The 23,925-nt window shown below is 67.6% G+C and carries 24 protein-coding genes; 12 read left to right on the top strand and 12 right to left on the bottom strand.

The window, feature by feature from the left end; genetic code table 11:
* Nucleotides 1-45 precede the first annotated feature (45 nt).
* Complete coding sequence (locus tag BLS74_RS25780) at nucleotides 46-1,278, top strand: THUMP domain-containing class I SAM-dependent RNA methyltransferase (RefSeq protein ID WP_093110002.1); 1,233 nt, start codon at nucleotides 46-48, stop codon at nucleotides 1,276-1,278.
* A gap of 13 nt (nucleotides 1,279-1,291) precedes the next feature.
* Here BLS74_RS25780 and BLS74_RS25785 read toward each other — a convergent pair whose 3' ends face one another.
* Both BLS74_RS25785 and BLS74_RS25790 read right to left on the bottom strand, forming a co-directional pair.
* Nucleotides 1,292-2,242 carry an alpha/beta fold hydrolase gene (locus BLS74_RS25785; RefSeq protein WP_093110003.1) on the bottom strand — a complete coding sequence of 317 codons (951 nt, stop codon included), beginning with the start codon at nucleotides 2,240-2,242 and terminating at the stop codon, nucleotides 1,292-1,294.
* 11 nt (nucleotides 2,243-2,253) lie between these two features.
* A complete protein-coding gene (locus BLS74_RS25790) occupies nucleotides 2,254-2,451 on the bottom strand; it encodes a hypothetical protein (RefSeq protein WP_093110004.1) in 198 nt (65 codons plus the stop codon).
* A 291-nt stretch (nucleotides 2,452-2,742) separates the two neighbouring features.
* Here BLS74_RS25790 and BLS74_RS25795 point away from each other — a divergent pair, with 291 nt between their 5' ends.
* Nucleotides 2,743-3,006: a hypothetical protein gene (locus BLS74_RS25795; RefSeq protein WP_093110005.1), complete on the top strand. Its 264-nt coding sequence runs from the start codon at nucleotides 2,743-2,745 to the stop codon at nucleotides 3,004-3,006.
* Here BLS74_RS25795 and BLS74_RS25800 read toward each other — a convergent pair.
* Together BLS74_RS25800 and BLS74_RS25805 are read right to left on the bottom strand one after the other, a co-directional pair.
* Nucleotides 3,003-3,329: a hypothetical protein gene (locus BLS74_RS25800; RefSeq protein WP_093110006.1), complete on the bottom strand. Its 327-nt coding sequence runs from the start codon at nucleotides 3,327-3,329 to the stop codon at nucleotides 3,003-3,005. The genes BLS74_RS25795 and BLS74_RS25800 overlap by 4 nt on opposite strands.
* Nucleotides 3,330-3,419: 90 nt before the next feature.
* A complete protein-coding gene (locus BLS74_RS25805) occupies nucleotides 3,420-3,848 on the bottom strand; it encodes a CBS domain-containing protein (RefSeq protein ID WP_093110007.1) in 429 nt (142 codons plus the stop codon).
* A gap of 186 nt (nucleotides 3,849-4,034) precedes the next feature.
* On the opposite strand from BLS74_RS25805, the gene BLS74_RS34545 reads away from it, so the two are divergent.
* From BLS74_RS34545 to BLS74_RS25835, 6 genes are all read left to right on the top strand, one after another.
* The gene (locus BLS74_RS34545) at nucleotides 4,035-4,442 is read left to right on the top strand and encodes a hypothetical protein (protein ID WP_093110008.1); all 408 of its coding nucleotides are present in this window, start codon (nucleotides 4,035-4,037) and stop codon (nucleotides 4,440-4,442) included.
* Nucleotides 4,443-4,453: 11 nt separating this feature from the next.
* The gene (locus tag BLS74_RS34550) at nucleotides 4,454-5,347 is read left to right on the top strand and encodes a C1 family peptidase (RefSeq protein WP_170855706.1); all 894 of its coding nucleotides are present in this window, start codon (nucleotides 4,454-4,456) and stop codon (nucleotides 5,345-5,347) included.
* 40 nt (nucleotides 5,348-5,387) lie between these two features.
* Nucleotides 5,388-5,789 (top strand): PIN domain-containing protein, encoded by a 402-nt coding sequence (locus tag BLS74_RS25820; protein WP_093110009.1) that lies wholly within the window; start codon nucleotides 5,388-5,390, stop codon nucleotides 5,787-5,789.
* 218 nt (nucleotides 5,790-6,007) lie between these two features.
* Nucleotides 6,008-12,013, top strand: a complete 6,006-nt coding sequence (locus tag BLS74_RS25825) for a VCBS domain-containing protein (protein ID WP_093110010.1) — start codon at nucleotides 6,008-6,010, stop codon at nucleotides 12,011-12,013.
* 32 nt (nucleotides 12,014-12,045) lie between these two features.
* Nucleotides 12,046-13,758, top strand: a complete 1,713-nt coding sequence (locus tag BLS74_RS25830; RefSeq protein ID WP_093110011.1) for a type I secretion system permease/ATPase — start codon at nucleotides 12,046-12,048, stop codon at nucleotides 13,756-13,758.
* Nucleotides 13,755-15,092: an HlyD family type I secretion periplasmic adaptor subunit gene (locus tag BLS74_RS25835; RefSeq protein ID WP_093110012.1), complete on the top strand. Its 1,338-nt coding sequence runs from the start codon at nucleotides 13,755-13,757 to the stop codon at nucleotides 15,090-15,092. The genes BLS74_RS25830 and BLS74_RS25835 overlap by 4 nt, the downstream gene beginning before the upstream one ends.
* A 25-nt stretch (nucleotides 15,093-15,117) precedes the next feature.
* Here BLS74_RS25835 and BLS74_RS25840 read toward each other — a convergent pair whose 3' ends face one another.
* Nucleotides 15,118-16,035, bottom strand: coding sequence for a BUD32 family EKC/KEOPS complex subunit (locus tag BLS74_RS25840; RefSeq protein ID WP_093110013.1), 918 nt, complete (start codon nucleotides 16,033-16,035; stop codon nucleotides 15,118-15,120).
* A complete protein-coding gene (locus BLS74_RS35565) occupies nucleotides 16,032-16,154 on the bottom strand; it encodes a hypothetical protein (RefSeq protein WP_280142664.1) in 123 nt (40 codons plus the stop codon). Before BLS74_RS35565 ends, BLS74_RS25840 begins: the two co-directional genes overlap by 4 nt.
* A 22-nt stretch (nucleotides 16,155-16,176) precedes the next feature.
* On the opposite strand from BLS74_RS35565, the gene BLS74_RS25845 reads away from it, so the two are divergent.
* Both BLS74_RS25845 and BLS74_RS25850 read left to right on the top strand, forming a co-directional pair.
* The gene (locus BLS74_RS25845) at nucleotides 16,177-16,962 is read left to right on the top strand and encodes a YecA/YgfB family protein (protein WP_093110014.1); all 786 of its coding nucleotides are present in this window, start codon (nucleotides 16,177-16,179) and stop codon (nucleotides 16,960-16,962) included.
* A 25-nt stretch (nucleotides 16,963-16,987) separates the two neighbouring features.
* Entirely contained in the window at nucleotides 16,988-18,172 is a 1,185-nt protein-coding gene (locus tag BLS74_RS25850; protein ID WP_093110015.1) for an MFS transporter, read from the top strand.
* Here the strand turns inward: BLS74_RS25850 and BLS74_RS25855 are convergent.
* The 5 genes from BLS74_RS25855 to BLS74_RS25875 all read right to left on the bottom strand — a co-directional run bounded on the left by BLS74_RS25855 (nucleotide 18,162) and on the right by BLS74_RS25875 (nucleotide 20,388).
* Nucleotides 18,162-18,470 carry a GNAT family N-acetyltransferase gene (locus BLS74_RS25855; protein WP_093110016.1) on the bottom strand — a complete coding sequence of 103 codons (309 nt, stop codon included), beginning with the start codon at nucleotides 18,468-18,470 and terminating at the stop codon, nucleotides 18,162-18,164. The two genes, BLS74_RS25850 and BLS74_RS25855, sit on opposite strands and share 11 nt — an antisense overlap.
* Entirely contained in the window at nucleotides 18,467-18,952 is a 486-nt protein-coding gene (locus BLS74_RS25860; RefSeq protein ID WP_093110017.1) for a nuclear transport factor 2 family protein, read from the bottom strand. Before BLS74_RS25860 ends, BLS74_RS25855 begins: the two co-directional genes overlap by 4 nt.
* 16 nt (nucleotides 18,953-18,968) lie before the next feature.
* Nucleotides 18,969-19,466 (bottom strand): CinA family protein, encoded by a 498-nt coding sequence (locus BLS74_RS25865; RefSeq protein ID WP_093110041.1) that lies wholly within the window; start codon nucleotides 19,464-19,466, stop codon nucleotides 18,969-18,971.
* An 8-nt stretch (nucleotides 19,467-19,474) separates the two neighbouring features.
* The gene (locus BLS74_RS25870; protein ID WP_093110018.1) at nucleotides 19,475-20,008 is read right to left on the bottom strand and encodes a phosphatidylglycerophosphatase A family protein; all 534 of its coding nucleotides are present in this window, start codon (nucleotides 20,006-20,008) and stop codon (nucleotides 19,475-19,477) included.
* A gap of 104 nt (nucleotides 20,009-20,112) precedes the next feature.
* Nucleotides 20,113-20,388, bottom strand: a complete 276-nt coding sequence (locus BLS74_RS25875) for a hypothetical protein (RefSeq protein WP_093110019.1) — start codon at nucleotides 20,386-20,388, stop codon at nucleotides 20,113-20,115.
* A gap of 147 nt (nucleotides 20,389-20,535) precedes the next feature.
* Between BLS74_RS25875 and BLS74_RS25880 the strand changes: the two genes are divergently transcribed.
* Both BLS74_RS25880 and BLS74_RS25885 read left to right on the top strand, forming a co-directional pair.
* On the top strand, nucleotides 20,536-21,159 hold the full coding sequence (locus tag BLS74_RS25880; RefSeq protein WP_093110020.1) for a response regulator: 624 nt from the start codon (nucleotides 20,536-20,538) through the stop codon (nucleotides 21,157-21,159).
* A complete protein-coding gene (locus tag BLS74_RS25885) occupies nucleotides 21,159-22,964 on the top strand; it encodes an ATP-binding response regulator (protein WP_093110021.1) in 1,806 nt (601 codons plus the stop codon). The genes BLS74_RS25880 and BLS74_RS25885 overlap by 1 nt, the downstream gene beginning before the upstream one ends.
* Nucleotides 22,965-23,012: 48 nt before the next feature.
* On the opposite strand, the gene BLS74_RS25890 is transcribed toward BLS74_RS25885, so the two are convergent.
* A complete protein-coding gene (locus BLS74_RS25890; RefSeq protein ID WP_093110022.1) occupies nucleotides 23,013-23,849 on the bottom strand; it encodes an HDOD domain-containing protein in 837 nt (278 codons plus the stop codon).
* Nucleotides 23,850-23,925 lie beyond the last annotated feature (76 nt).

Consider the following 23,925-nt stretch of genomic DNA (forward strand, 5'->3'; position numbering starts at 1 on the left):
CAAACGCGGTAGGGCCACATGGGATACTGGCCTTCGAATCCCGCCATGAACGACCTCTCCCTTTTCCTGCCCTGCGCCGCTGGCGTTGAAGACTTTCTCGCGCAAGAGGTGCATGCGCTGACCGGCCGCGTCGGCCAGGACCTGCTGACCCTGCGCGGCGGTGTGCGCGTACGTGCCGACTGGCGCGAAGCCATGAAGCTCAACCTGCACAGCCGCCTCGCGCAGCGCGTGCTGATCGAACTGGCCCACGCGCCGTACCGCAACGAGAACGACCTCTACGCCATCGCGAGCGGCGTGGCCTGGGAGATCTGGTTCACGCCCAAACAGACCTTCAAGATCGAGACCACGGCGCAGCACAGCCCGCTCACCAGCCTCAACTTCGCCACGCTGCGTATCAAGGACGCGATCGCCGACCGCTTCCGCGCCAAGGCGAACGGCGTGCGCCCCAGCATCGAGACCCAGTGGCCCGACGCGCGCGTGTTCGCGCACCTGGCCACCGACCAGTGCACGCTCTACATCGACACCTCGGGCGAGCCGCTCTTCAAGCGCGGCTGGCGGCAGGACAAGGGCGATGCGCCGCTGAAGGAAACCCTGGCCGCCGCCATGCTGGCCGCCAGCGGCTGGTGGAACCCGGAAACCGGCGAAGTCGCCGGGGAGCCGCTCTACGACCCCTGCTGCGGCAGCGGCACGATCGCGATCGAGGCGGCGCAGATCGCGCGCGGCATCGCCGCCGGGTCGCTCAGGCGCTTCGGCTTCGAGAAGCTGCTGCCCTTCCAGGCCCACGTGTGGTCGGGGCTCAAGGCCGAGGCGCAGCGTGCCGCGGCACCTGGGGTCGCGATCTTCGGCTCGGACGTGTCGCACCGCATGGTCGACTTCGCCGAGCGCAATGCCGAGCGCGCCGGCGTGGCCGAAGCGGTGCAGTTCAGGGGCGGCGACGCGCTGCAGCGCATGCCGCCGGCCGAGTCGGGCGTGATCGTGCTGAATCCGCCCTACGGCGAGCGCATCGAGGTCGGCGGCGTCGCGGCGGCAGGCGGCGGCAAGGGCGGCGGCCGCGAAGAGGCGCAGACCGAAGACGGCGGCGAGTTCTTCGTGCAGCTCGCCAGCCACTGGAAGAAGAACTACGCCGGCTGGACCGCCTGGGTGCTGACGCCCGACCTCCAGCTGCCCAAGCGCATGCGCCTGAAGGAATCGCGCCGCGTGCCGATGTGGAACGGGCCGATCGAGTGCCGGCTGTTCCGCTTCGACATGGTGGCGGGTTCGGCGCGCAACCGGGTCTGAGGGCGCCCTTCGATCAGGGAGGGTCGGGGTGCAGCAGCGGCCCGGCCGGATGGTTCGAAACCGGCACCGAGAAGAAGCGGGTCAAGGCTTCGGCTGTGGGCCCTGGCGCTTCCTCCGGGAAGAAATGGCCGGCATCGATGGCGTGGCCCTGCACGTCACCGGCCCATGCGCGCCAGAGCGCGAGCGGCCCGCCCGCTTCGGGATACCAGGTGTCGAGCGCTCCCTGCGCGCCCCAGAGCGCGAGCACGGGGCAGTCCATGCGCCGCCTGCCGGCGACGTCGGCCTGGTCGTGCGTGCGATCGAGGCTCGCGGCCGCGCGGTATTCCTCGCAGATGGCATGGACGCGCTCGGGATCCTGTAGCGTCTCCAGATAGGCCGAGCGCACCGCCGGCGGGAACACCTCCGCGGGAGAGCCCCACTCGCCGAACGCGGCGTCGAGGATGGCCTCGGGTGCCGCGGCCAGCAGACGCTCCGGCAGCGGCTCGGGCTGGGCCAACAGCGACCAGGGCCAGTAGCCGAGCGCGAAGCGGGCATCGGCGCGGGCCCACACCGTTTCCGTCGGCAGGATGTCGAGGACGGCAAGCCGGTCGATGCGGGTCGGATGGTCGAGTGCCATGCGGTAGGCGACACGGCCGCCGCGGTCATGTCCGGCAACCGAGAAGTGGGGGTACCCCAGCCGCTCCATGACGATCGCCATGTCGCGCGCCATGGCGCGCTTCGAGTACGGCGCGTGGTCGGGCGCGGAGGCCGGGCAGCCGCTTCGCCCATAGCCACGCAGATCGGCGCAGACGACGGTGAAGTTGCGGGCCAGCAACGGCGCCACGCTGCGCCACATCAGGTGTGTCTGCGGAAAACCGTGCAACAGCAGGATCGGCGGGCCGGAGCCGGACCAGCGCGCAAAGATATGGGTTTCGCCCGTCTGGATCTCGGCGGTCTCGAAGTCGTCAATCGCGGCGGGGCCCATGGGGACAGGCCCTAGCGTCCCTGGCTCAACCGGCTGAGGCCCTGGTCGGTCAGGAAAATGGTGCCCCGCTGGTCCGAGGCGACGAAGCCGTTGGACCGCAGGCGGCTGGAAACCTTGATCGAATCGGTGGGGGATCGCTTGGCAGCGGCCTCGCGCAGCGCCTGAAGCGTTCTCCACTGTTCGTCATTGAGCTGGATTTTCTTTGTCACGGCAACTTCCTTCCATCCCGGCAGTGTGGCAAGGCAGACGTTCTCGCACCTCCTCCAAAGGTGCTCTTGTCAGAAGACCTGTTTCGGACTAGGAGCCGCCGCCGATTGAACTGCGAATGCGGCCTCGTGCCAAGAGGGCTTGCCGCATCAGGCCTGGGCCAAGCCGGTTTCTTGGCCGGCGCCGGACCCATGCTCCGGTTCGACATGACGGTTGTGTGACATCCGCGCGCCCGGCGACCCTGCGCCGGGCAGCGTTATGGCAGCGTCACACGGCTTTTTGAGAATCCGCGGATGGCGCGTCACCTTCTTTCCATCGCCCTTACCGTCGACCAGCACGACGATGGCGATTTCTATTGGATGCTCCTCGAGTCCTTCAACAACTCGATGGAGTTCGAGTCCCTCATGGAATCCGCGAGCGGGTTCGAAACCTATATCGAAGCGCTCGACGCGGGCTACCTCATGCTCAAGCGGCTCTCGGACGATCCGGCCATCGGGCCCCAGGACGAGTTCGACGATCCCGGCGACCCCGCAAATAGCGTTAACAGGCCCTTCTAGCGCAAGAGCGCCGGCGTCGCTGCAGGGTCAGCGTCCTCCCGCGCCCGCTCGGCGCCTGCCTGGCGCGCCACATGCCACCAGAGCAGCATCCGCTCGAAACTGCCTTCGAAGCCGCGGTCGCGCAGCGCGTCGGCCACCAGCGAGCACTGCGCCGCGGTGCCGCGGTCCAGCACTTCGTTCGACGATGTCTCGGCGCACCGGAGGTAGACGTACTTGAGCTGCTGGATCGATGCGGCTGCAATGAAGCTCGGCGCATCGGCGTGGACGACATGCGCGTTGAATGCCAGCGCGAACGCCAGCACCTGGATCGGCAGAATCTTCATGAAGGGCCCCTTCTTCGCGGACCTTCCGCGCAGAAGAATCGTCCCGCGCACGGGGGCGTCCTTCAATCCCGCGAATGCGTAACGGGGCGCTCAGCTCTGGATGTAGGTGCGCAGCTGCTCGATGGTCTGTTCATGGTCGGCGATGATGTCGTCCATCAGGTCGCGGATCGAGATCATGCCGACCACCCTGTCGCCATCGACCACCGGCAAGTGGCGGATACGCTTCTGGCTCATCAGCGTCATGCACTCGCGCGTGCGGGTGGCCGGCGTCACGGTCAGCACGTCGGGCGTCATGAGCTCGGCGACCAGCACCTCTTTGGAGTTCCGGCCCTGCAGCGCCACCTTGCGCGTGTAGTCGCGTTCGGAGATCACGCCGACCAGCTTGTCGTGCGACATCACCATGAGCGCGCCGACCTCGTGACGGGCCAGCGCCTCCAGCGCGTCGAACATCGTGGCGCCCGGTTCGATGCGCCAGACAGCCGAGTCGCGGCGCTTGAGCAGTTCGGAGACAGGTTTCATGGAAGGCCCTCCAGGAGAAACGTTTGCGTGCAACCCACGCAAGGGCCGCGCCAGCGCAAATCATAGGCGGCGCGCGCAACAGTCCCAAGGCTAAGCCGAAGGTCTACCCATTTCGTGAGATGGACACCCGCATCCGCGCGCATCACCATGCGACGCGCGGCTGCCTCTGCCGCCCGAGGAGCTGCGATGCACATCCTGATGAGCAAGGGAAGCGTTGGCGACGATGTGGAGCGGCTGCGCCGCACACTCGCGAATGCGCTGGGCGGCGACGCGGAGTTCTTCCCTTCGCTGAAGAAGGCGAACACGCCGATCCTGGGCTTGGACCGCATCCACGACGAGGCCTACTCCGGCTGGGACGGCTCCTCCGACACGGGCGAAGCGCTCGCGCACTGGCGCCAGGCCGCCAGGCTCGACAGCACCAGGCGGGTCAAGGACGGGCGCGTCCAGGTCGCGAAGGATGCGGCGGGCCGGCCCGTGCTGCAAGCTGCGGCACATGGCGGCTTCGACAACGACATCGACGTCGTCACGCGCACCCTCAAGCGCATCACGGGCGCCGAGCTCGCGCTGCCGGTGGACGATCTGCGGGGCTTATGAGCGCTCGACGCATGGCCACCTCCAAGCCGACACCCCCGGAAGCCAAGGACGCGCCTGCATATTCGAGTGCGGCACTGGAATGGGCCAGGCTTCTGCTGCCAGTGCTCGTTTCCTGGCCGCTGGTCGTGCTGGTCGTTGCCTATCTTTTCCATGACACGCTGGGCGGGCTCATCACCCGCTTCGCGCAGTCCACCGAGGGCAAGGCCGAACTGGGGCCGTTCAAGATGGAACTCGGCAAGCCGGTACTGCCGCCGCAATACCGGCCGCAAACCGCCGATCCGCGGCAGGACGAGATCGATCTTTCGTCCGCCATCGGCAAGATCGGCGACACGGGCCCCGAAGGCACGACCGTCGGCTTCTCGGTGGCCTATCTCATCCAGGCGGCGGCCAGCGAGGCCGGCAAGGAGGTGGTCGTCTCGCCGCGCGGCATCTATGTGCTGTCGAAGAAATACGACGAGTGGCCCGGCGAGAACTATGAAGGCTCGTCCTTGCTCGGTGCCGTGAAGGCCGCCAAGGAGGAGGGGGTCTACCTCGAGAAGGACTGGCCTTACGATCAGAAAACCGTGCCCGTCGGCAAGAAGCCTGCCTTCAAGCTCAAGAGCTATGCGCAGGCAAAGTCCATCACGGCCATCCTGAACGCGCTGCGCGAGAAGAAGGTCGTCGCGCTGACCGTGCAGGTGACGGAGGACTTCGATCACGTGTCCAAAGAAGGTCGGGTAACCATCAAGCTGCCGCTGCGCGACCTTGGGAGAAAGGCGATCACCATCGTCGGCTATGACGCGAAGACCGCGGAGTTCAAGTTCGCCAACGACTGGGGAACGGGATGGGGATCGGGCGGCTTCGGCTGGATCAAGGACACCGACCTGGCCCGCATACTGGACGACGGCTATACGGTCGAACTCTAGTGACTGACGACAGAATGGAAGAAGAATCAGCAGCGAGCACATGAGTATCGTGATCGACACCAACATCGCCCTCGACCTGCTGGTCTTCGACGACCCCGCCTGCCTGCCGCTCGCCGCGGCCCTCGATGCCGGCGAGCTGCGCTGGCTCGCCACCGCGGCGATGCGCGACGAGTTCGCGCGCGTGCTCGGCTATCGCCTGATCGCCGCGCGCCTGGCGCAGAACGGCCGCGATGCCGAAAGCGTGCTGGCGGCCTTCGACCGCCGGGTGGGGCCGGTGAGCGAGGCGCCGGCGCGCGCGCCCTGCACCTGCAGCGACCCCGACGACCAGATCTTCATCGACCTTGCGGTGGCGCATCGCGCGCGGCTCCTGAGCAAGGACCGGGCGGTGCTCGCGATGCGCAGGCGGCTGGCGGCGCTGGGTGTTGCAGTCTCCGGGATCTAGGGTAGGCCCACTAGCCGCTCGACGCGCGCAGCGCTGCGGCCGGCGACGAAGCGGCTCTGACATGACGGCGTTGCCAGGGCAAAAGTACTACTTTCGTATAAACCGTTCCGGTACTTGTCGACGAGGAAGAGAGGACATCCGTCCCATGCGCTTGAGAGCGATGACCTTGATGATGGTCTTCATATCGCCGGCATTCCCGGTGCTCTTCAAGGAAAAACATGGCGACCATGACCGGGTCCAACGGAGACGACAACCTCACAGGCACCGTCGGCAACGACACCATCAACAGCGGCAACGGCGATGACAGCGTCGATGGCGGTAGCGGTAATGATTCGCTGAATGGCGGAGCGGGAAGCGACGCCCTCGACGGCGGCAGCGGCAGCGACCAGCTCAACGGGGGCTCGGGGAGCGACACGCTGATCTACAACGTGAGCGAAAACCTCGCGGCGGGCACGAAGGACGTGTACACGGGCGGGTCGGGTGTCGATACGCTTGAACTCCAACTCACCAGCGCGCAGTGGCTGGAGTCTTCCACCCAGACACAAATTGCCGCCTACCTGGCGCATCTTTCCGCTGTCACCAACGCCAGGACGGGTGAGGTTTCCAATGGCTCGGCCAGCGATTTCGTCTTTAGCTTCGGGTCGTCCACGCTGACGGTCCAGATGACGGAAGTCTTGAGAATCCTCGTGGACGGCATCGAACAGAATCCGGCCAACGAAGCGGTGACGGCGCTGAGCGAGGTCAAGACGACGACCGAAGATGGCCCGGGGGTGCAGATCCATGTCCTGCAGAACGATCTGGTTCCCGACCTGGTCAAGACCTTGGCGCTCGCCTCGGCTCCGACTCACGGAACGGCGACCCTTGTTCAGCCGGCCATGGACAGTCCATCGACGTGGTATTTCCAGTACCAGCCCAACCCGGCTGATTTCCAGTACCTGGCCGCGGGCGAGAGCGCGACCGACACCTTCACGTACGAGGTGAAGGACGCCGACGGAAGCAGCGGTCTGGCGACGGTGACCATCACCATCACCGGCACCAACGACGTGCCGGTGATTGGCGGGGTAGTCAGCGGCGCCGTAAGCGAGGACGACTCGACGCCGAATCTGAGCACCAGCGGCGTGTTGGCGATTGCCGATGTCGATCAAGGACAGTCCAACTTCACGCCTCAGGCAAGCGCGGCTGGCAGCAACGGCTACGGCAGCTTCAGCTTGCTGGCTGATGGCAGCTGGAGCTACACGGCTGACAACAGCCAAGCAGCGATCCAACAGTTGGGCGCGGGCCAGTCGATCAGCGACAGCTTCACTGCCGTGTCGTTCGACGGCACAGCCAGCCAGCTCGTGACCGTGACCATCACCGGCACCAACGACGTGCCGGTGATCGGTGGCGTGGCAAGTGGTGCGGTGAGCGAGGACGACTCGACGCCGAACCTGGGCACCAGCGGCGTGTTGGCGATTGCCGATGTCGATCAAGGTCAGTCCAACTTCACGCCTCAGGCAAGCACCGTTGGCAGCAACGACTACGGCAGCTTCACGCTGGCGACTGATGGCAGCTGGAGCTACACGGCTGACAACAGCCAAGTAGCGATCCAACAGCTGGGCGTGGGCCAATCGATCAGCGACAGCTTCACCGCAGTGTCATCCGACGGTACAGCCAGCCAGCTCGTGACCGTGACCATCACCGGTACCAACGACGTGCCGGTCATCGGTGGGGTGGCAAGCGGCGCAGTGCAGGAAGATGCCGGCGTGGTCGGCAGCAACCTTGCGACGAGCGGTGTGCTGACCATTGCCGATGTTGATCAGGGCCAGTCGAACTTCGTCCCTCAAGCAAGCACTGCCGGCATCAACGGCTACGGCAGCTTCAGCTTGCTGACCGATGGCAGCTGGAGCTACACGGCTGACAACAGCCAAGCAGCGATCCAACAGCTGGGCGCGGGCCAGTCGATCAGCGACAGCTTCATCGCAGTCTCGTCCGATGGCACGGCGAGCCAAGTGGTGACCGTGACCATCACCGGTACCAACGACGTGCCGGTGATCGGCGGCGGCGCAAACGGCGCGGTGAGCGAGGACGACTCGACGCCGAACCTGAGCACCAGCGGCGTGTTGGCGATTGCCGATGTCGATGCAGGCCAATCCAACTTCGCGCCCCAAGCAAGCACTGCCGGCAGCAACGGCTACGGCAGCTTCAGCTTGCTGGCTGATGGCAGCTGGAGCTACACCGCCGACAACAGCCAAGCAGCGATCCAGCAGCTGGGTGCCGGCCAGTCGATCAGCGACAGCTTCACGGCCATGTCGTCCGACGGCACGGCCAGCCAGGTGGTGACTGTGACCGTCAGCGGAACCAACGATGTGCCGGTAATCGGTGGCGTGGCCAGCGGCGCCGTAAGCGAGGATGACTCGACACCGAACCTGAGCACCAGCGGCGTGTTGACGATTGCCGATGTCGACCAAGGTCAGTCCAACTTCGCGCCTCAGGCAAGCACCGTTGGCAGCAACGGCTACGGCAGCTTCACGCTGGCGGCTGATGGCAGCTGGGGCTACACGGCCAGCAACGGCCAAGGCGCAATTCAGCAACTGGGTGCGGGGCAGTCGATCAGCGACAGCTTCACCGCAGTCTCCTCAGACGGTACAGCCAGCCAGCTCGTGACCGTGACCATCACCGGCACCAACGACGTGCCGGTCATCGGTGGCGTGGCCAGCGGCGCGGTGAGCGAGGACGATTCGACGCCGAACCTGGGCGCCAGCGGCGTGTTGACGGTTGCCGATGTCGACCAAGGTCAGTCCAGCTTCACGCCGCAGGCAAGCACCGCCGGCAGCAACGGCTATGGCAGTTTCACGCTGGCGGCTGATGGCAGTTGGAGCTACACGGCTGACAACAGCCAAGCAGCAATCCAGCAGCTGGGTGCCGGCCAGTCGATCAGCGACAGCTTCACGGCCATGTCGTCCGACGGCACGGCCAGCCAGGTGGTGACTGTGACCATCGCCGGCACCAACGACGTGCCGGTGATCGGCGGCGTGGCCAGCGCTGCGGTGAGCGAGGACAACTCAACGCCCAACCTGAGCACGAGCGGCGTGCTGACCATTGCCGATGTCGACCAGGGCCAGTCCAGTTTCGCGACTCAGGCCGGCACTGCCGGCAGCAACGGCTATGGCAGCTTCAGCTTGCTGGCCGACGGGAGCTGGAGCTACACAGCCAACAATAGCCAAAGTGCGATCCAGCAGCTGGGTGCGGGGCAGTCGATCAGTGACAGCTTCACCGCAGTCTCCTTTGACGGCACGGCGAGCCAAGTGGTGACGGTGACCATCACCGGCACCAACGACGTGCCGGTCATCGGTGGGGTAGTCAGCGGCGCGGTGCAAGAAGATGTGGGCGTCATCGGCAGCAACCTTGCGACCAGTGGTGCGCTGACGGTTGCCGATGTCGACCAAGGTCAGTCCAGCTTCACGCCGCAGGCAAGCACCGCCGGCAGCAACGGCTATGGCAGTTTCACGCTGGCGGCTGATGGCAGCTGGGGCTACACGGCCAGCAACGGCCAAGGCGCAATTCAGCAGTTGGGTGCTGGGCAATCGATCAGCGACAGCTTCATAGCAGTCTCGTCCGATGGCACGGCGAGCCAAGTGGTGACCGTGACCATCACCGGCACCAACGACGTGCCGGTGATTGGCGGGGTAGTCAGCGGCGCCGTAAGCGAGGACGACTCGACGCTGAATCTGAGCACCAGCGGCGTGTTGGCGATTGCCGATGTCGATCAAGGACAGTCCAACTTCACGCCTCAGGCAAGCGCGACTGGCAGCAACGGCTACGGCTACGGCAGCTTCAGCTTGCTGGCTGATGGCAGCTGGAGCTACACGGCTGACAACAGCCAAGCAGCGATCCAACAGTTGGGCGCGGGCCAGTCGATCAGCGACAGCTTCACTGCCGTGTCGTTCGACGGCACAGCCAGCCAGCTCGTGACCGTGACCATCACCGGCACCAACGACGTGCCGGTGATCGGTGGCGTGGCAAGTGGTGCGGTGAGCGAGGATGACTCGACACCGAACCTGAGCACCAGCGGTGCGCTGACGATTGCCGATATCGACCAGGGCCAGTCCAGCTTCACGGCCCAGGCCGGCACCGCCGGCAGCAACGGCTATGGCAGCTTCACGCTGGCGGCGGACGGTAACTGGAGCTACACGGCCAGCAACGGCCAAGGCGCAATTCAACAGTTGGGTGCCGGCCAGTCGATCAGCGACAGCTTCACGGCGACGTCGTCCGACGGCACGGCCAGCCAGCTCGTGACGGTAACTATCAGCGGCACCAACGATGCGCCGGTCCTGAGTGCTGCCGCGACACCGGTCCTGGCATCGGTCAACGAGGACGCGGGCGCACCGGCTGGAGCCGTCGGCACGCTCGTGTCCAGCCTGGTGAATCTCAACCCGCCGGCCGGCGGTCTCGACAACGTGACCGATGCGGACAACGGCGCCATCACCGGCATTGCGCTGACGGGTGTGAATAGCGCCAATGGGACTTGGTGGTATTCCACCAATGGAGGGAGCGACTGGACGGCGGTCGGTGCAGTTTCGGACACCTCTGCGCTGCTGCTGGCTGCCGACACGAACACGCGCGTCTACTTTCAGGGCGATTCCAACTTCAACGGCACCGTCAGCGACGGCATCACCTTCCGCGCCTGGGATCAAACCAGCGGTACGGCCGGCACCATGGTGAGCACTGCAGCCAGCGGGGGCAGCTCCGCATTCTCGAGCGCCACCGACACGGCGAGCATCGCAGTCAGCGCGGTGAACGACAACCCGGTCACGGCGGGCGACAGGATCATTGTCTCGAGCAATACGCTCGTCACGATGTCGGTGAGCTCGCTGCTCGGCAACGACACCGACATCGATGGTCTCGCCTTGACGATCACCAGCGTCGGCGGCGCGGTCGGAATTTCCGGCCTGACCCTGAACGCCGCCAACGGCACGATCAGCTTCACCAGCGGCAACACGGCGGGAGCCACGGCCGGCAGTTTCCAGTACACCGTGTCGGACGGCGCCGGGGGCACCGCGACGGCGACGGCGACGATCGACATCAGGGCCGTGTCCGCCGGAAACGGCACCGACGAGATCGATCTCAGCGCGGCCGGCACGTATCAGGCCTCCTACATCGATGGCCGCGGCGGTGCCGACGAGCTGACGGGTGGTGCGGCCGGTGACGTCTTCATCGGAGGAATCGGCAACCAGGCCGACACGCTGCTCGGCTCTTCCGGCAACGACATCCTGATCGGCGGCGACGGCAACGACACACTGTCGGGCGGCGCCGGCAACGATGTGCTGCGAGGCGGCCTCGGCAGTAACGACTCGATGAATGGCGGCGCCGGCGGCGAGGACCTGCTCGACTTCTCGGACGGGACCGTGGCGGTCAATTTCACGCTGGTCCAGAGTGCCGCATCCACCAGCATCGCCAACGGCACCGGCGGGCTCGGCAACAACGACACGTACCAGAACATCGAGGGCGTCATCGGCACTGCCAGCGCCGACAACCTCACCGGCAGCGCATCGAACGACATCATCCGCGGCGGCGCCGGCAGCGACACACTCGACGGCGCCGGCGGCGCAGGAGACCTGCTCGACTTCTCGGACGGCACGGCCGGCCTCACGTTCACGCTGACACAAGGCAGCAGCGCGACGAGCTTCAATGCCAGCGCCGCCGGGCTCGGCTCCGACACCTACAAGAACTTCGAGGGCGTCATCGGCACGGCCTTCGCCGACACGATCACCGGCTCGGCGTCTGCCGACCAGTTGCGCGGCGGCGGCGGCAACGATGCGATCGACGGCCTCGGCGGCGACGATCGGATCGTCGGCGGGACGGGTGCCGACACGCTTACCGGCGGCGCCGACAACGACACCTTCGTCTTCGACTCGGCGCCGAACGCCGTGGACGCCATCTCCGACTTCGACGCCTCGGGGTCGGCGGCGAGCGGCGACCTGATCGAGCTGTCGCTCGGAACCTTCACGGCCCTCTCGACCGCGAGCGGCAGCACGCTGTCGGCGACCGAGTTCGCATCCTTGGACGGCGGCGGTGCCGGAGACGCAGTGGGCTCGGGCGTGCACGTGATCTACGACAGCGCGACCGGCAACCTGTACTACGACGCGGACGGCCTCAGCGCCGCCAACCGCACGCTGGTGGCGACTCTGACGCAGAGCAATCCGGCGGACACGTTCGACAACAACGACATCAAGGTCGGCGCGTGACTTCCTGCCGTTCGCCAGCCGGCGCGGGTGGCATGAAGCCTCTTTTCCAGCTTCTCAGGCGACCGCTCTTTTTCGTCGCGGGCTTCTCCTTCTTCGTCAATCTGCTGCTGCTCGCCCCCGCGCTGTTCATGCTGCAGGTATTCGACCGCGTGCTGACGAGCCAAAGCCACGAGACGCTGCTGGTCCTGTTGCTCGGCGTGGCCGTGGCCCTCGGCCTGATGCTGATGCTGGACTACCTGCGCAGCCGCCTGCAGGGCGTCGCCGGCCATCTGGTCGCCGAGCAGTTGTCCCCGACCGTGGCCAAGGTCATGCTGGCCCGCTCGGCGCAGCGCGCGGAGCGGGCGCCGTCGGAAGGGCTGCGTGACGTCGCGGCACTGCGCAACCTGTTTTCTGCCCAGGGCTTGCTGGCGCTGTTCGACACGCCCTGGGCATTCGTCTACGTCGCCGTCATCTGGCTGGCGCATCCGGTGCTGGGCATGGCGGCCGCCGGTGCGTCGTTGCTGATGCTCGTCCTTGCCGTGGTGAACGACCGTGCGACGCGCCGCGACATCGAAGCGCTGCAAAAGGAAGCTGCGAGGGCCACGCGCTACCTCGAAGCCTCGATGCAGAACGCCGAGCTGGCGCAGTCGCTCGGGATGGGCGACGCGCTGATCGGGCGCTGGCGACAACTCAACGCTGGCGTCACCGCGCTGCAGGGCCCGACCGCGCGCAAGTCGGTGGCGATGGCGGCACTCACGCGGACCACGCGCCAGGCGGTCCAGGTGCTGCTGCAGGCACTCGGTGCCTACCTCGTCATCACGGGCGAAGGCACGCCCGGCATCCTCGTGGCCTCCACCATCCTGCTGGGCCGGGCGCTGGCGCCGGTCGAACAGGTGGTGGGGAGCTGGCGGGTGCTGGCCGAGGGACGTCTCGCCTTTGCGCGCCTGTCGGAGCTGCTGGGCGCCGCCGAGCGCCAGCCGGAGCGCATGACGCTGCCGGCCCCGACCGGCCGCCTGCACGCGCAGGGCCTGGTGTTCCGGGCGCCGCAGAGCGAGCGGATGATCCTTGCCGGCGTGTCGCTGAGCCTGGAGCCCGGCGAGTCGCTGGCCATAACGGGCGCAAGCGGCGCCGGCAAGTCGACCCTGGTGCGCCTGTTGACGGGCCTGTGGAAGCCCAACGCCGGCGTCGTGCGGCTGGACCACGTCGACCTCGCGCAATGGCCGCGCGAGGAACTCGGCCCTTGGCTCGGCTACGTGCCTCAGGACGTCGAGCTGTTCGCCGGCACCGTTGCCGACAACATCGCGCGGCTGGGCGAAGTCGACCCGGACAAGGTCGTGCACGCAGCCGAGCGTGCCGGCGTGCATGAGCTGATCCTGACACTGCCCGAGGGCTACGACACCGTGATCGACGCCATGGGCGTGATGCTGTCGCCGGGCCAGCGCCAGCGCATAGCACTGGCACGCGCGCTGTATGGAAACCCGAAACTGCTGGTGCTGGACGAACCCAATTCCAACCTGGACGGGGCCGGCGAACTCGCGCTCGGGGAGGCGCTGAAGGCGCTGCGCGGGCAGGTCACGGTGATCGTCGTCACGCACCGCAGCACGCTGGTGCAGCACATGGACAAGCTGCTGGTGCTGGAAGCCGGTCGTGTGCAGCAGTATGGACCCGTGGCGGAGGTCATGCAGACGATCAAGCGAGCGGGCCAGAACACGGGCGGTGGCCAGGTGGTGGCGATGCCGCCGCGCCCTGCGGAGAAGGTGTCATGAACAACGCGGCGCATGTCATCGCGGCCAATGATCCCCTGGCACTCCATGTGCGCGACGCGCGTCGCCTGACGCACTGGGGCATGGCCGTGCTTGTCTGCGGACTGCTTCCGGCAGCCGCCTGGATGAGCTTCGCGCCGCTGTCGTCCGCCGTGGTGGCGCAGGCGTATGTGAAGGTGGACCTGAACCGGCGCCCGGTGCAGCATGCCGAAGGGGGCATCGTGCGCGAAGTACTGGTGCGCGATGGCCAGCGCGTGCGGCAGGGAGAGCCGTTGCTGGTGCTGGGCGACGTGTCGGTGGATGCCGACAGGAACCGGCTGGACCATCGCGTCAAAACGGAGCGCGCGAGCCTGGCGCGACTCGACGCCGAGCAGACCATGGCGCGCGCGATTACCTTCCCGCCGGACGTGATCGAGACCGCGGCAAACGATCCGCGCCTGGCCGAGCAGCTGACGAAAGAACGCTCGCTGTTCGATGCGCGGCGCGATGCGCTCGTGGGACAGGTGCGCTTGCTGCGTTCGCAGCGCGAAAAGGTCGCTGAAGAAATCGTCGCGCTGCGCGCGCAGATCGCGCAGGCGAGCGAGTCGATGAAATTCCAGAAGAACGATCTCGAGACCAACCGGAAGCTGCTCAAGGACGGCTTCATCTCGACCACCCGCATCGCCCAGCTGGAAGGCACCGTGGCCGACTACGGCGTGAAGATCGAGGAACGGCGCGCGGAGCTGGCGCGCGCCGAGCAGCGCACGGTCGATGCCGATCTGCGCATCCGCTCGCTCGAGAGCGACTACCGCCAGCATGCGAGCGACCAGCTGAAGGTCACGGCGGCGCGGCTGTCCGAGATCGAGCAGGAGCGGCGCAAGTCGCTCGATGCGTCGGCGCGCCAGGTGATCACGGCCCCGGCCAGCGGCGAAATCATCGACCTGAAGTATTCGACGCCCGGTTCGGTGATCCCGCCGCGCGAGACGATTGCTGACGTTGTGCCGGACGACACCCGGCTGGTGACCGATGCGCGCGTTCGCACCGAGGACATTGGCCGGATCCATCGTGGCCAGGCGGCCGACATCCGTTTCACCGCATTCACGTACCGCACCACGCAGCTGGTGCGTGGCAAGGTGGTCTACGTTTCGGCCGACCGCCTGATCGATCGCGCGACCAATGCCCCTTACTACTCGGTGCTGGTCGAGGCCGACCCGGCTTCATTGGCGACGGCAGGGGACCTGAAACTGCTGGCCGGCATGCCGGCCGAGATCTACGTCAAGGGAGACGAGCGCACGCCACTTCAATACCTGGTGGAGCCGGTCACGCAGGTGCTGCGCCGCGCCGTGCGGGAGCGTTGATGAAGAATTGCCGGCTGCCGGCGGCTTAGTTCGTCGTCGGCGGCGCGGGCAGCTCATGGCCGTACCAGCGCGCCAGCAGCCGCGCCACCGCGCGCGAACGCTGCGTGTCCCGGCCCCAGCGTCGGCCGGCCGGCAGATGCCGCAGCCAGCGCATGCGGCGTGCCGCCAGGGCTAGCCGCTCGCGCACCTCGTCGCTTTCATCTGCCATCGCCGCGTGCCAGCGCGCACCGGCCGCCTGCGGCGAAGCCGCGCGCACCAGCATGGCGGTGGAATGCAGGTAGCTGAGCCAGTCACGCACCTGGCATTCGGCCAGCGGCAAGGTCTCGCCCGGATCGTCCTCGAAATCGATGTAGCCGATGACGCCGTCCGGGCATTGCACGAGGTTGCGATCGAAGGCCTGGCTCAGGTAGGCGCCGTGCGTATGGACGGTGGCGATGGCCGCCAGGCCTTCGCGCCAGACCGAGAGCAGTGCGACCGGGCCCGCAGCCGCGGCCTGGTCGAGCCGTTCCTGCAGCACCACCGGCGGCCGGCCGCTCCCGCCGAGGTCGGAGATCAGCAGGCCGTCGGGCTGCTGGGCCAGCACCGCCGGCACGCGCAGGCCCGCAGCGCCCAGCGCACGCAGGCGCCGCGCCTCGGTGGCGATGGCCGCCTCGCCGCCCGGATTGGGCACCGGCGTCAGCACGTCCAGCCGCAGCAGGCCGGCAACCGCCGCCATCAGGTGGTAGCCCAGCTTGCCGTGGGGCGGGCCGGCCTTCTTGAGCCAGACGCGCTCGCTGCCGAGACGATGGCTGGCCACCGCCTTCTGCTGCTGCGGCAGCATGGTGCGCAGGAATTCCGCGTAATCGCCGGGTTCCAGCGGCGGCGTGCTCGCCTCCAGCGGCGCCGGCGCCGAAGCCTGGCCCTTGCGCGTCTGCACGCGCGTACCTCGTTTGACAGGGTTCATGAGGCTGGCAGGCTGGCGATCAGGCCGAGCGCGCACAGCGCAAAGGCGCTGTAACGCGTCGGAAACGACGGAATCGTCGGTGTTGAAATGGTGAGTCCCCCAAAGCCTTGCTGCATCATAGAGGGCTGCAGCCGCAACGCCATGACGACCATCGACTCCCCGACGCCCGCCTCCTCGCCCGACAACGCACCCCTTCGCCCCGACGATTTCGACGCCCTCGACCAGGCGCTCGACGCCATGCGCGAGCACGACGACGAGACTCCGCAATGGGAGTTCTGCGAGGGCTTCATGGCCGCGCTGGTGTGCACGCGCCGGCCCATCGAGCCGGCCGAATACTGGCCGGTTCTGCTGGGCGAGGGCTTCGTGCCGGCGCAGCACATGGAATTCGTCTGGCGCTGGAAGCGGCGCTGGCGCGAGATCGAAACCGGGCTCGACGCCGACGTGCAGTCGCTCGACGACGAACGCACCTGGCAGCCCGAAGTGCTGGACACGCGCGGCGCGATTGCGGCGCTGCCCGAGGAGGAGCGCACCGGGATGGAGGGCGAGGCCATCCCGTCCTTTGCGCAGGTCTGGGCGCTCGGCTTCATGTTCGCGGTCGAGAACTGGCCCGAGGACTGGGCGCCGCCGCGCGACAAGGAGGCGGCGCAGATGCTCGACGAGGCGCTCGACACCATCGTCACCCTGACCGAGGACGACCGCGCGAAACCCGAGGTTTCGATGTACAGCGAAGACGGCCCGCCGAGCGTGAGCCAGCAGCGCGTGGACGATTTCGGTGCCGCGATCTGGGCCGTGTACGACCTGCGCCAGCTCTGGCGCAGCATGGGCCCGCGCGTGGAGACGATCCGCAAGGAAGCGACTCCTGGTCGGAACGACCCCTGCCCCTGCGGGAGCGGAAAAAAATACAAGAAATGCCACGGTGCCAGTTGAGCTGACCTCGCGCCGCGCCTGGGGCATGGTGCTGGCGCTGTGCACCGCCTTCGCCTTGAGCCAGGCCTACCGCACGGTGGGCGCGATCATGGCCGTGCAGCTGCTGGCGGATTTCAAGCTCTCGGCGCAGGCGCTGGGCGTATTTTCGGGCTCTTTCCACTTTGCCTTCGGCGCGATGCAGCTCTTGATGGGCATCGGCATCGATCTGTACGGCGTGCGCCGCACGGTCTTGACGGCCTTTCCGCTCGCCATCGTCGGCGCGGTGGTCTCGGCGCTGTCCTCCGACTACCTCGTGCTGGTGGCCGGCCAGGTGCTGATCGGCGTCGGCTGCGCGCCGGCCTTCCTGGTGTGCACGGTGTTCATCGCGCGGCACTTTCCGGCCGCGCGCTTCGCCTCGGTTTCGGGGCTGGTGCTTGGCATCGGCGGCGTGGGCATGCTCGCGACCGGCACGCCGCTCGCGTGGCTGGTGCAGGCGCATTCGTGGCGCGCGGGCTTCGTCGTGCTCGGCGCGGCTTCGGTGCTGGCCTGGCTGGCGATCCTGCTGTGGGTGCGCGAGCCGGCACGCGAAGGCTCGCAGCCGAAGGAATCGGTGCCGGCGGCGCTGCGCCAGTTCGGCACGCTGTTCGCGATGCCGCACACGCTGGGCATCCTGCTGCTCGGCGCCGTGACCTATGCCGCCTTCATCTCGCTGCGCGGGCTGTGGCTCGGGCCGCTGCTGGTCGAGCGCCATGGCTACTCGCTGGTGCAGAGCGGCAACGTGGCGTTGATCGTTTCCGTCATTTCGCTCGTCGGTCCGCCGCTGTTCGGCCGGTTGGACCGCGACGGCCCGGCACGGCGCCGCCGGATCGTGGCGTGCAGCCTCGCGTATGCGGGCTTGTTCGCCGTCATCGCCTTCCTGAACGCGGCCTGGATCGACATCGCGGCCACCATGCTGATCGGCCTCATTTCCGGCTTCATCGTCTGGCAATACGCCGACGTGCGGGTCGCCTACCCAACGGCGCTCACCGGCCGCGCGATGGCGGTGTTCACGATGGCGATGTTCCTCGGCGTGGCGCTGATGCAGTGGCTCACCGGCGTGGCGGCCTCGGTGGCCGCGGCCTATGGCATCGAGACCTTCAAGGTGGTGCTGGCCACCATCGCTGTCCTGCTGGTGGCCGGGACGGCGGCCTTCGCCTGGCTGCCGAAACCTGGCGCGGCGCTCAGATCTTGAAGGCGCGCTGAACGTCGGGCCGCACCAGCTCGGCGTACTCGCGGTGCTTGCGGATCCAGCCCGCGATGAACTGGCACACCGGGATCACCTGCTTGCCCTGGGCCCGCGCCTCGTCGAGCACGTGCCTGGCGATGGCCGAGCCCACGCCCTTGCCTTCGTGCTCGGGCATGACCTCGGTGTGGGTGAACATCACCGCTTCGCTGAGCAGGTTGTATTCGCAATAGCCGGCGAGCTGGCCGTCGATGTGGGCCTCGTAGCGGTGCCGCTCGGGTTGGTTGGTGATCGTGATGTCGGTCATGGATTGCGGGCCATGTAGGCGGCCAGGTTCTTCGCGGCGCCGGCGCGCACCTTGTTCTTGAGCATCGGCGTCCAGCCGAGCAGCAGGCCCGGCGTGCCGAGCGCCTGGCGCGACCAGGTCCAGAAATCGAAGCGGTCGCGCTGGGTGGCGATCAGGCCTTCGGGCGTGAAGGTGAAGCTGGAGTCGATCGAGTTGTCGACGATGCGGCCGGTGGTGCTGAAGCGGTAGTGCGCATCCCAGTGCGCGCTGCCGGTGGAGGCGTCGGCCTTCACGTCGCGCCAGCTGAGCTTCCAGACATCGGCGCCCTTGGCGCGCGTGGCCTCGCAGAGCATCTTCCACATGCCGCCGACCTCGCGCGCGCCCTTGAGCGAGAAGGCCTCGTCGTCGAAGCGCGCATCCGGCGCGTAGCAGGCGGCCATCGTCTCGGCATCGAGCTTCGCGAAGGCCTGGTAGAGGCGCTGGATGGTTTCTTCGTTGTGCATGGGCGGGCATCGTAGCCTAGGCTGCGCGAACCAGGTTCACCAGCGTCTGCAGCGCATGCCGCACGGTGGCGGCGCGCACCGCGGCGCGATCGCCATCGAAGCGGCGGTGTTCGGTGTGCACGCGGCCTGCGACCGACCAGCCGAACCAGACCGTGCCGACCGGCTTCTCGGCCGTGCCGCCGGTAGGGCCGGCCACGCCGGTCACCGACACCGCGGTCTGCGCCTGCGAGCGCGCCAGCGCACCCTCGGCCATCGCGCGCGCGACCGGCTCGCTAACCGCGCCGTGCGCCGCGATCAGCGCCGCGTCGACGCCCAGCAGCTCGGTCTTCGCCGCATTGGAATATGTGACGAAGCCGCGCTCGAACCAGAGGCTGGAGCCCGACAGTTCGGTGCAGGCGCCGGCGATCAGCCCGCCGGTGCAGCTTTCGGCAGTGGCGAGCATCCAGCCCTTCTGCAGCAGCAGCTCGGCCAGGAGGCCCGCCAGCGCAGGCGTGTCGTGTTCGGATTCGTTCATCGTGTAGCTCACCATGCGCGCCAGGCCGCGATCACCAGCAGGGTGCAGAAGGCGGCCACCAGGTCGTCGAAGAGGATGCCGAAGCCCGCCGCGCCCCAGCGCACCGCGCCCGGTGCGCTGTCTCGCTGCTTGAACAGCTTGTCGGCCCAGCCCACCGGCCCGGGCTTGGCGGCATCGAAGAAGCGGAACAGCGCGAACGCGATGGCCTGCGCCAGCAGGCCGGCCGGCATCACCAGCCACAAGATCAGCCAGAAGGCGACCACCTCGTCCCACACGATGCTGCCCGGGTCGGCGATGTTCATGTGGCGCGCGGTCACCGTGCAGGCCCACCAGCCGATCGGCAGCGAAACGAGGATCACCCAGCCGATCGCCGGCGTCGACAACCAGCGCTGCATGACCAGGAAGGCGACCCAGCCCCACAGCGTGCCCACCGTGCCCGGCGCGCGCCGCGGCAGGCCGGAACCGAAGCCCAGCGCGATCAGGTGCGCGGGGTGTGCGAACAGGAAGCGCAGCGTCGGGCGCTGCAGCGAAGGAACGGGCATGGCACCGGAAGTGGAAGCGGACTGCATCGACCGACAGTGTCGCGCATCTGTGGCTGCAGGAGCGCCCACTAAAGCCGCCGGACTCGGCGCTGAAAGAGAGTTGATCAGGCCGGCTGGAAGTGCTGCCGGATGCGCTGGGCCACGCCCTTGGGATTGCGGCGCAGCGTGTCGGTGGAACAGGAGCCCAGGAACATGCCCTCGAGATTGAGTTCCACGCGTGAGAAATAGGTGCCCAGCGAGGCGCCGGCATCGAACAGGCAGTGCTCCAGCGAATCGAAGGCGCCGCTGCCGCTCTTGTCCTGCCCATCGGTGCCTAGAGCACTGATGCGGTAGCCATAGGCGTCCGTTCCGATGCGGTGGATTTCGATGAGGGGCTTCATTGCGGCGGGAAAAGGGCGGGGTTAGTGAACTTTTGGTTACTCGATGGTCGTCGCAACGCGCTTGTGGGTAAATAGTCCATTTGGACCGGGCGCCGGCCCGCCGTACTGACGCAGAATGATCGCGCTTTTCGAGATCGCTTCGCCCTCATGCTGCCACCCAGAATTCTTCTCATCGACGACCACGCGCTGTTCCGCTGCGGGCTGCGCATGGTGCTTGCCGCGGGCATCGCCGATCTGGAGGTGGCGGAGGCGGCTTCGCTCGAGGAGGCCATGCGCTCGCCGATGGAGGGCCCGGCGCTGGTCCTGCTGGACATCCAGCTGCATGGGCTCAACGGCCTGGAAGGCATCGCGCTGGTCAAGCGCAAGTGGCCGGAGGCGGCGGTGGTCATCCTCTCCTCCGACGTCGCGCACCAGAACGTCAAGCTGGCCCTGGAGCGCGGCGCGCTCGCCTTCGTGTCCAAGGCCGAGCCGGCCGACAAGATCCTCGCCGTGATCGATCAGCTGCGGCGCGGCCTGCCGGTCGTGCCCGCATCGTCCTCGATGCTCGTGGCGGCAGGCGAAGCCGATGCCTCACGGCAGCTTCTGACGCCGCGCCAAAGCGAGGTGCTCGACCTGATGTGCCAGGGGCTTTCGAACAAGGTGATCGGGCGCCGGCTCAATCTCTCGGAGAACACGGTGCGCGGCCACGTGCAGGCGGTGCTCGCGGCGCTGCAGGTGTCGAGCCGCTCGGAAGCCGGCTTCGCCGCGCGGCGCAGGGGCCTGGTTTCCTAATGGGAGAACCGTCGCGGCTGCCTGAAGAGCGCATGCTGGTCGAGCAGCTGCGGCTGCAGCTGGGCAATATCGGCAGCTCGGTCATTCCGACCATCCTGGTCGCGCTGCTGCTGGTGTGGGTGCTCTCCAACGAGCGCAACGCAGTGGCGCTGCGCGCCTGGTGCGCTGCCATCGTGGTGCTGAAGCTGTACCTGGCGTGGGAGGCGCGGCGCTGGCTGGCTTCCGAGATCAGTCCCGAGCGTGCACGCCGGCTGCTGCGGCACAAGATGGTGCTCAATGCGATCGACGGCGTGGTCTGGGGAGCGCTGGCCTGGGCCGCGCTGGGCACCACCACCGTCGCCGGCAGCATCCTCGTGGTGGCCGTGCTCGCGGGCGTCGCGGGCAGCTCGATGTCCTCCCTGGCGCCGATACTGCCGGTCTTCATCGTCTTCGGCGCCGCCGAGCTGATCGTGCTGGGGGCGAAGCTGTGGACCATGGACGACCCGGCGTACGACGCGCTGGGCGTGGCCGCGATCCTCTACACCGCAGCACTGCTGGGACAGGCACGCAATGGCTCGCGGGCGGCGCGCGCGGCGATCGGGCTGCGCTTCGAGAACCTCGAGCTGATCGAGCGCCTGCGCGTCGAGACCGAGCATGCGCAGGCGGCGCACCGCGCGGCCGAAGAAGCCAATCTCGCCAAGTCCAGATTTCTCGCCGCGGCCAGCCACGACCTGCGCCAGCCGATCCATGCGCAGGGCCTGTTCCTCGAAGTGCTGGCGCGCAGCAAGCTCTCGGCCGGCCAGTACGACGCGCTGGCCAACGCGCGCGCCACATGGCAGGCCTCGGCCGAGATGCTCGACACCCTGCTCGACTTCTCGCGCATCGAGGCCGGCGTGGTCGAGCCGCAGATGCAGTCCTTCCACCTGCAGCCCCTGCTCAACAAGATCGAGAACGAACTCGCGCCCCAGGCCGACGCCAAGGGCATCGTCTACCGTTCGCGCGAAACCGATGCGGCCGTGCACTCGGACCCGGCGCTGGTGGGCCTGATCCTGCGCAACCTGGTGTCGAACGCGATCCGCTACACCGAGCGCGGCGGCGTGCTGGTGGGCTGCCGCGCGCGCGGCGACCTGTTGCTCGTCGAGGTGTGGGACACCGGCATCGGCATCGAGCCCACGCAGCACCAGGCGATCTTTCGCGAGTTCCATCAGCTCGGCAATGCGGAGCGCGACCGCCGCAAGGGCCTGGGACTGGGCCTGGCCATCGCCCAGGGACTGGCACGCGCACTCGAGCAGCAGCTCTCGCTGGTCTCGAAGCCGGGGCGCGGCACCGTCTTCAGGCTCAGCCTGCCCGTGGCGCTGATCGGCGTGGTGGCCGGCAGCGCCGACACCGCGCCCAGCGCCGCGCGCGTGTTCGACGTGCGCGTGCTGGTGATCGACGATGACGAGTCGGTGCGCACCGGCATGAGGCAACTGCTCGGCGCCTGGGGCTGCGCATGCGATGTGGCCGATTCCATCGAGGAGGCGCAGGCGCATGCGCGCGCCCATCCGCCGGGCCTGGTCATCAGCGACTACCGCCTGCGCGAGCTGCGCACCGGTGCGGAGGCGATCGCGGCGCTGCGCGCGGAGTTCGGCGCCGAACTGCCGGCGCTCCTGATCACCGGCGACACCGCGCCGCAGCGGCTGCGCGAAGCGCGCGCCACCGGCGTGCCGCTCTTGCACAAGCCGGTGCTGCCGAGCGAGCTCTACCGCGCGATGACCTTCGTGCTGAACGGACGCGAGCTCGATTCCTCGTTCGCGGGGCTCGATACGTCGCCGCTGGCGCTTTAGAGCCTGTGAACAGGCCCCAGCCGCGCTGAGCGGCGAGCCTCGACAAGATCAGGCGATCATGACCTCGAGGTCGGCGGCGAGTTCGGCCGGCGCCGGCATCTCCTGGAACATCTCGCGCGACACCTCCGCGGCCTCCGCGACCTCCGACGGCCAGCCCTCGAGCGCCTCGATCGCCGCCGGGCCTTCGCGATCCAGCGCCACCCGCCAGACGGCCAGGTGCACGATGCCGGCGAGCGGATCGAAGGGCTGCACGTCCATGGGCCGCGCGAAGCCGGCGAGGGCCGTGATGAATTCGTCGGAGAAATTCCAGCGCGAAGCCAGCTTGGCGCTGACGTCGCCGAAGTGGTAGCCGAAAGCCTGCTCCTCGGCCTGGATCCGGTTCATGGCATCGATCGGACAGGAGGCGTTGAGCGGGGCCATCTCTTCGGGCATGACGATGGACATGATCAGATGGCCGATCGCGTGCATGCTGCCCACGGTGAAAGCGAGGTTCGGGTCGACGGCGCGCGTTGTGCCGGCCAGGTGGCGCGCGACGGAAGCGACGCGCAGGCTGTGGCGCCAGAACGTCGGCAGATCGACGTTGGGGATCCGCTTGAAAGCGCCTGCGAGGTTCGAGCTGACCACCAGCGTCCGGATCGAGGACAGGCCGAGCATGCGGATGGCTTCCTCGATCGTCGAGATCTTCTTGCGCACGCCGTAGTACGGCGAGTTGGCCAGGCGCAGCATCTTGGCCGTGAGCACCTGGTCGACGTCGATCTTGCGAGCCACCTGCGACAGCGTGGCGTTGTCGTTCTGCAGAACCTCGATCAGATCGCGCACCACCCTCGGCACCGTGGGCAGCGAGTGATTCTCGGCAAACAGCTCGTCAAGGGTTGTCGCGTGCATGCTCGGCGGCACCTGGATGATTTTGTGGGGGCTCCATTTTCCAATGATTTCAGGCCCCGGCCCGCTCGCGCACGCG

Origin of the sequence: Variovorax sp. CF079 (genome assembly GCF_900101545.1) — a bacterium.
Taxonomy (GTDB): Bacteria; Pseudomonadota; Gammaproteobacteria; order Burkholderiales; family Burkholderiaceae_C; genus Variovorax.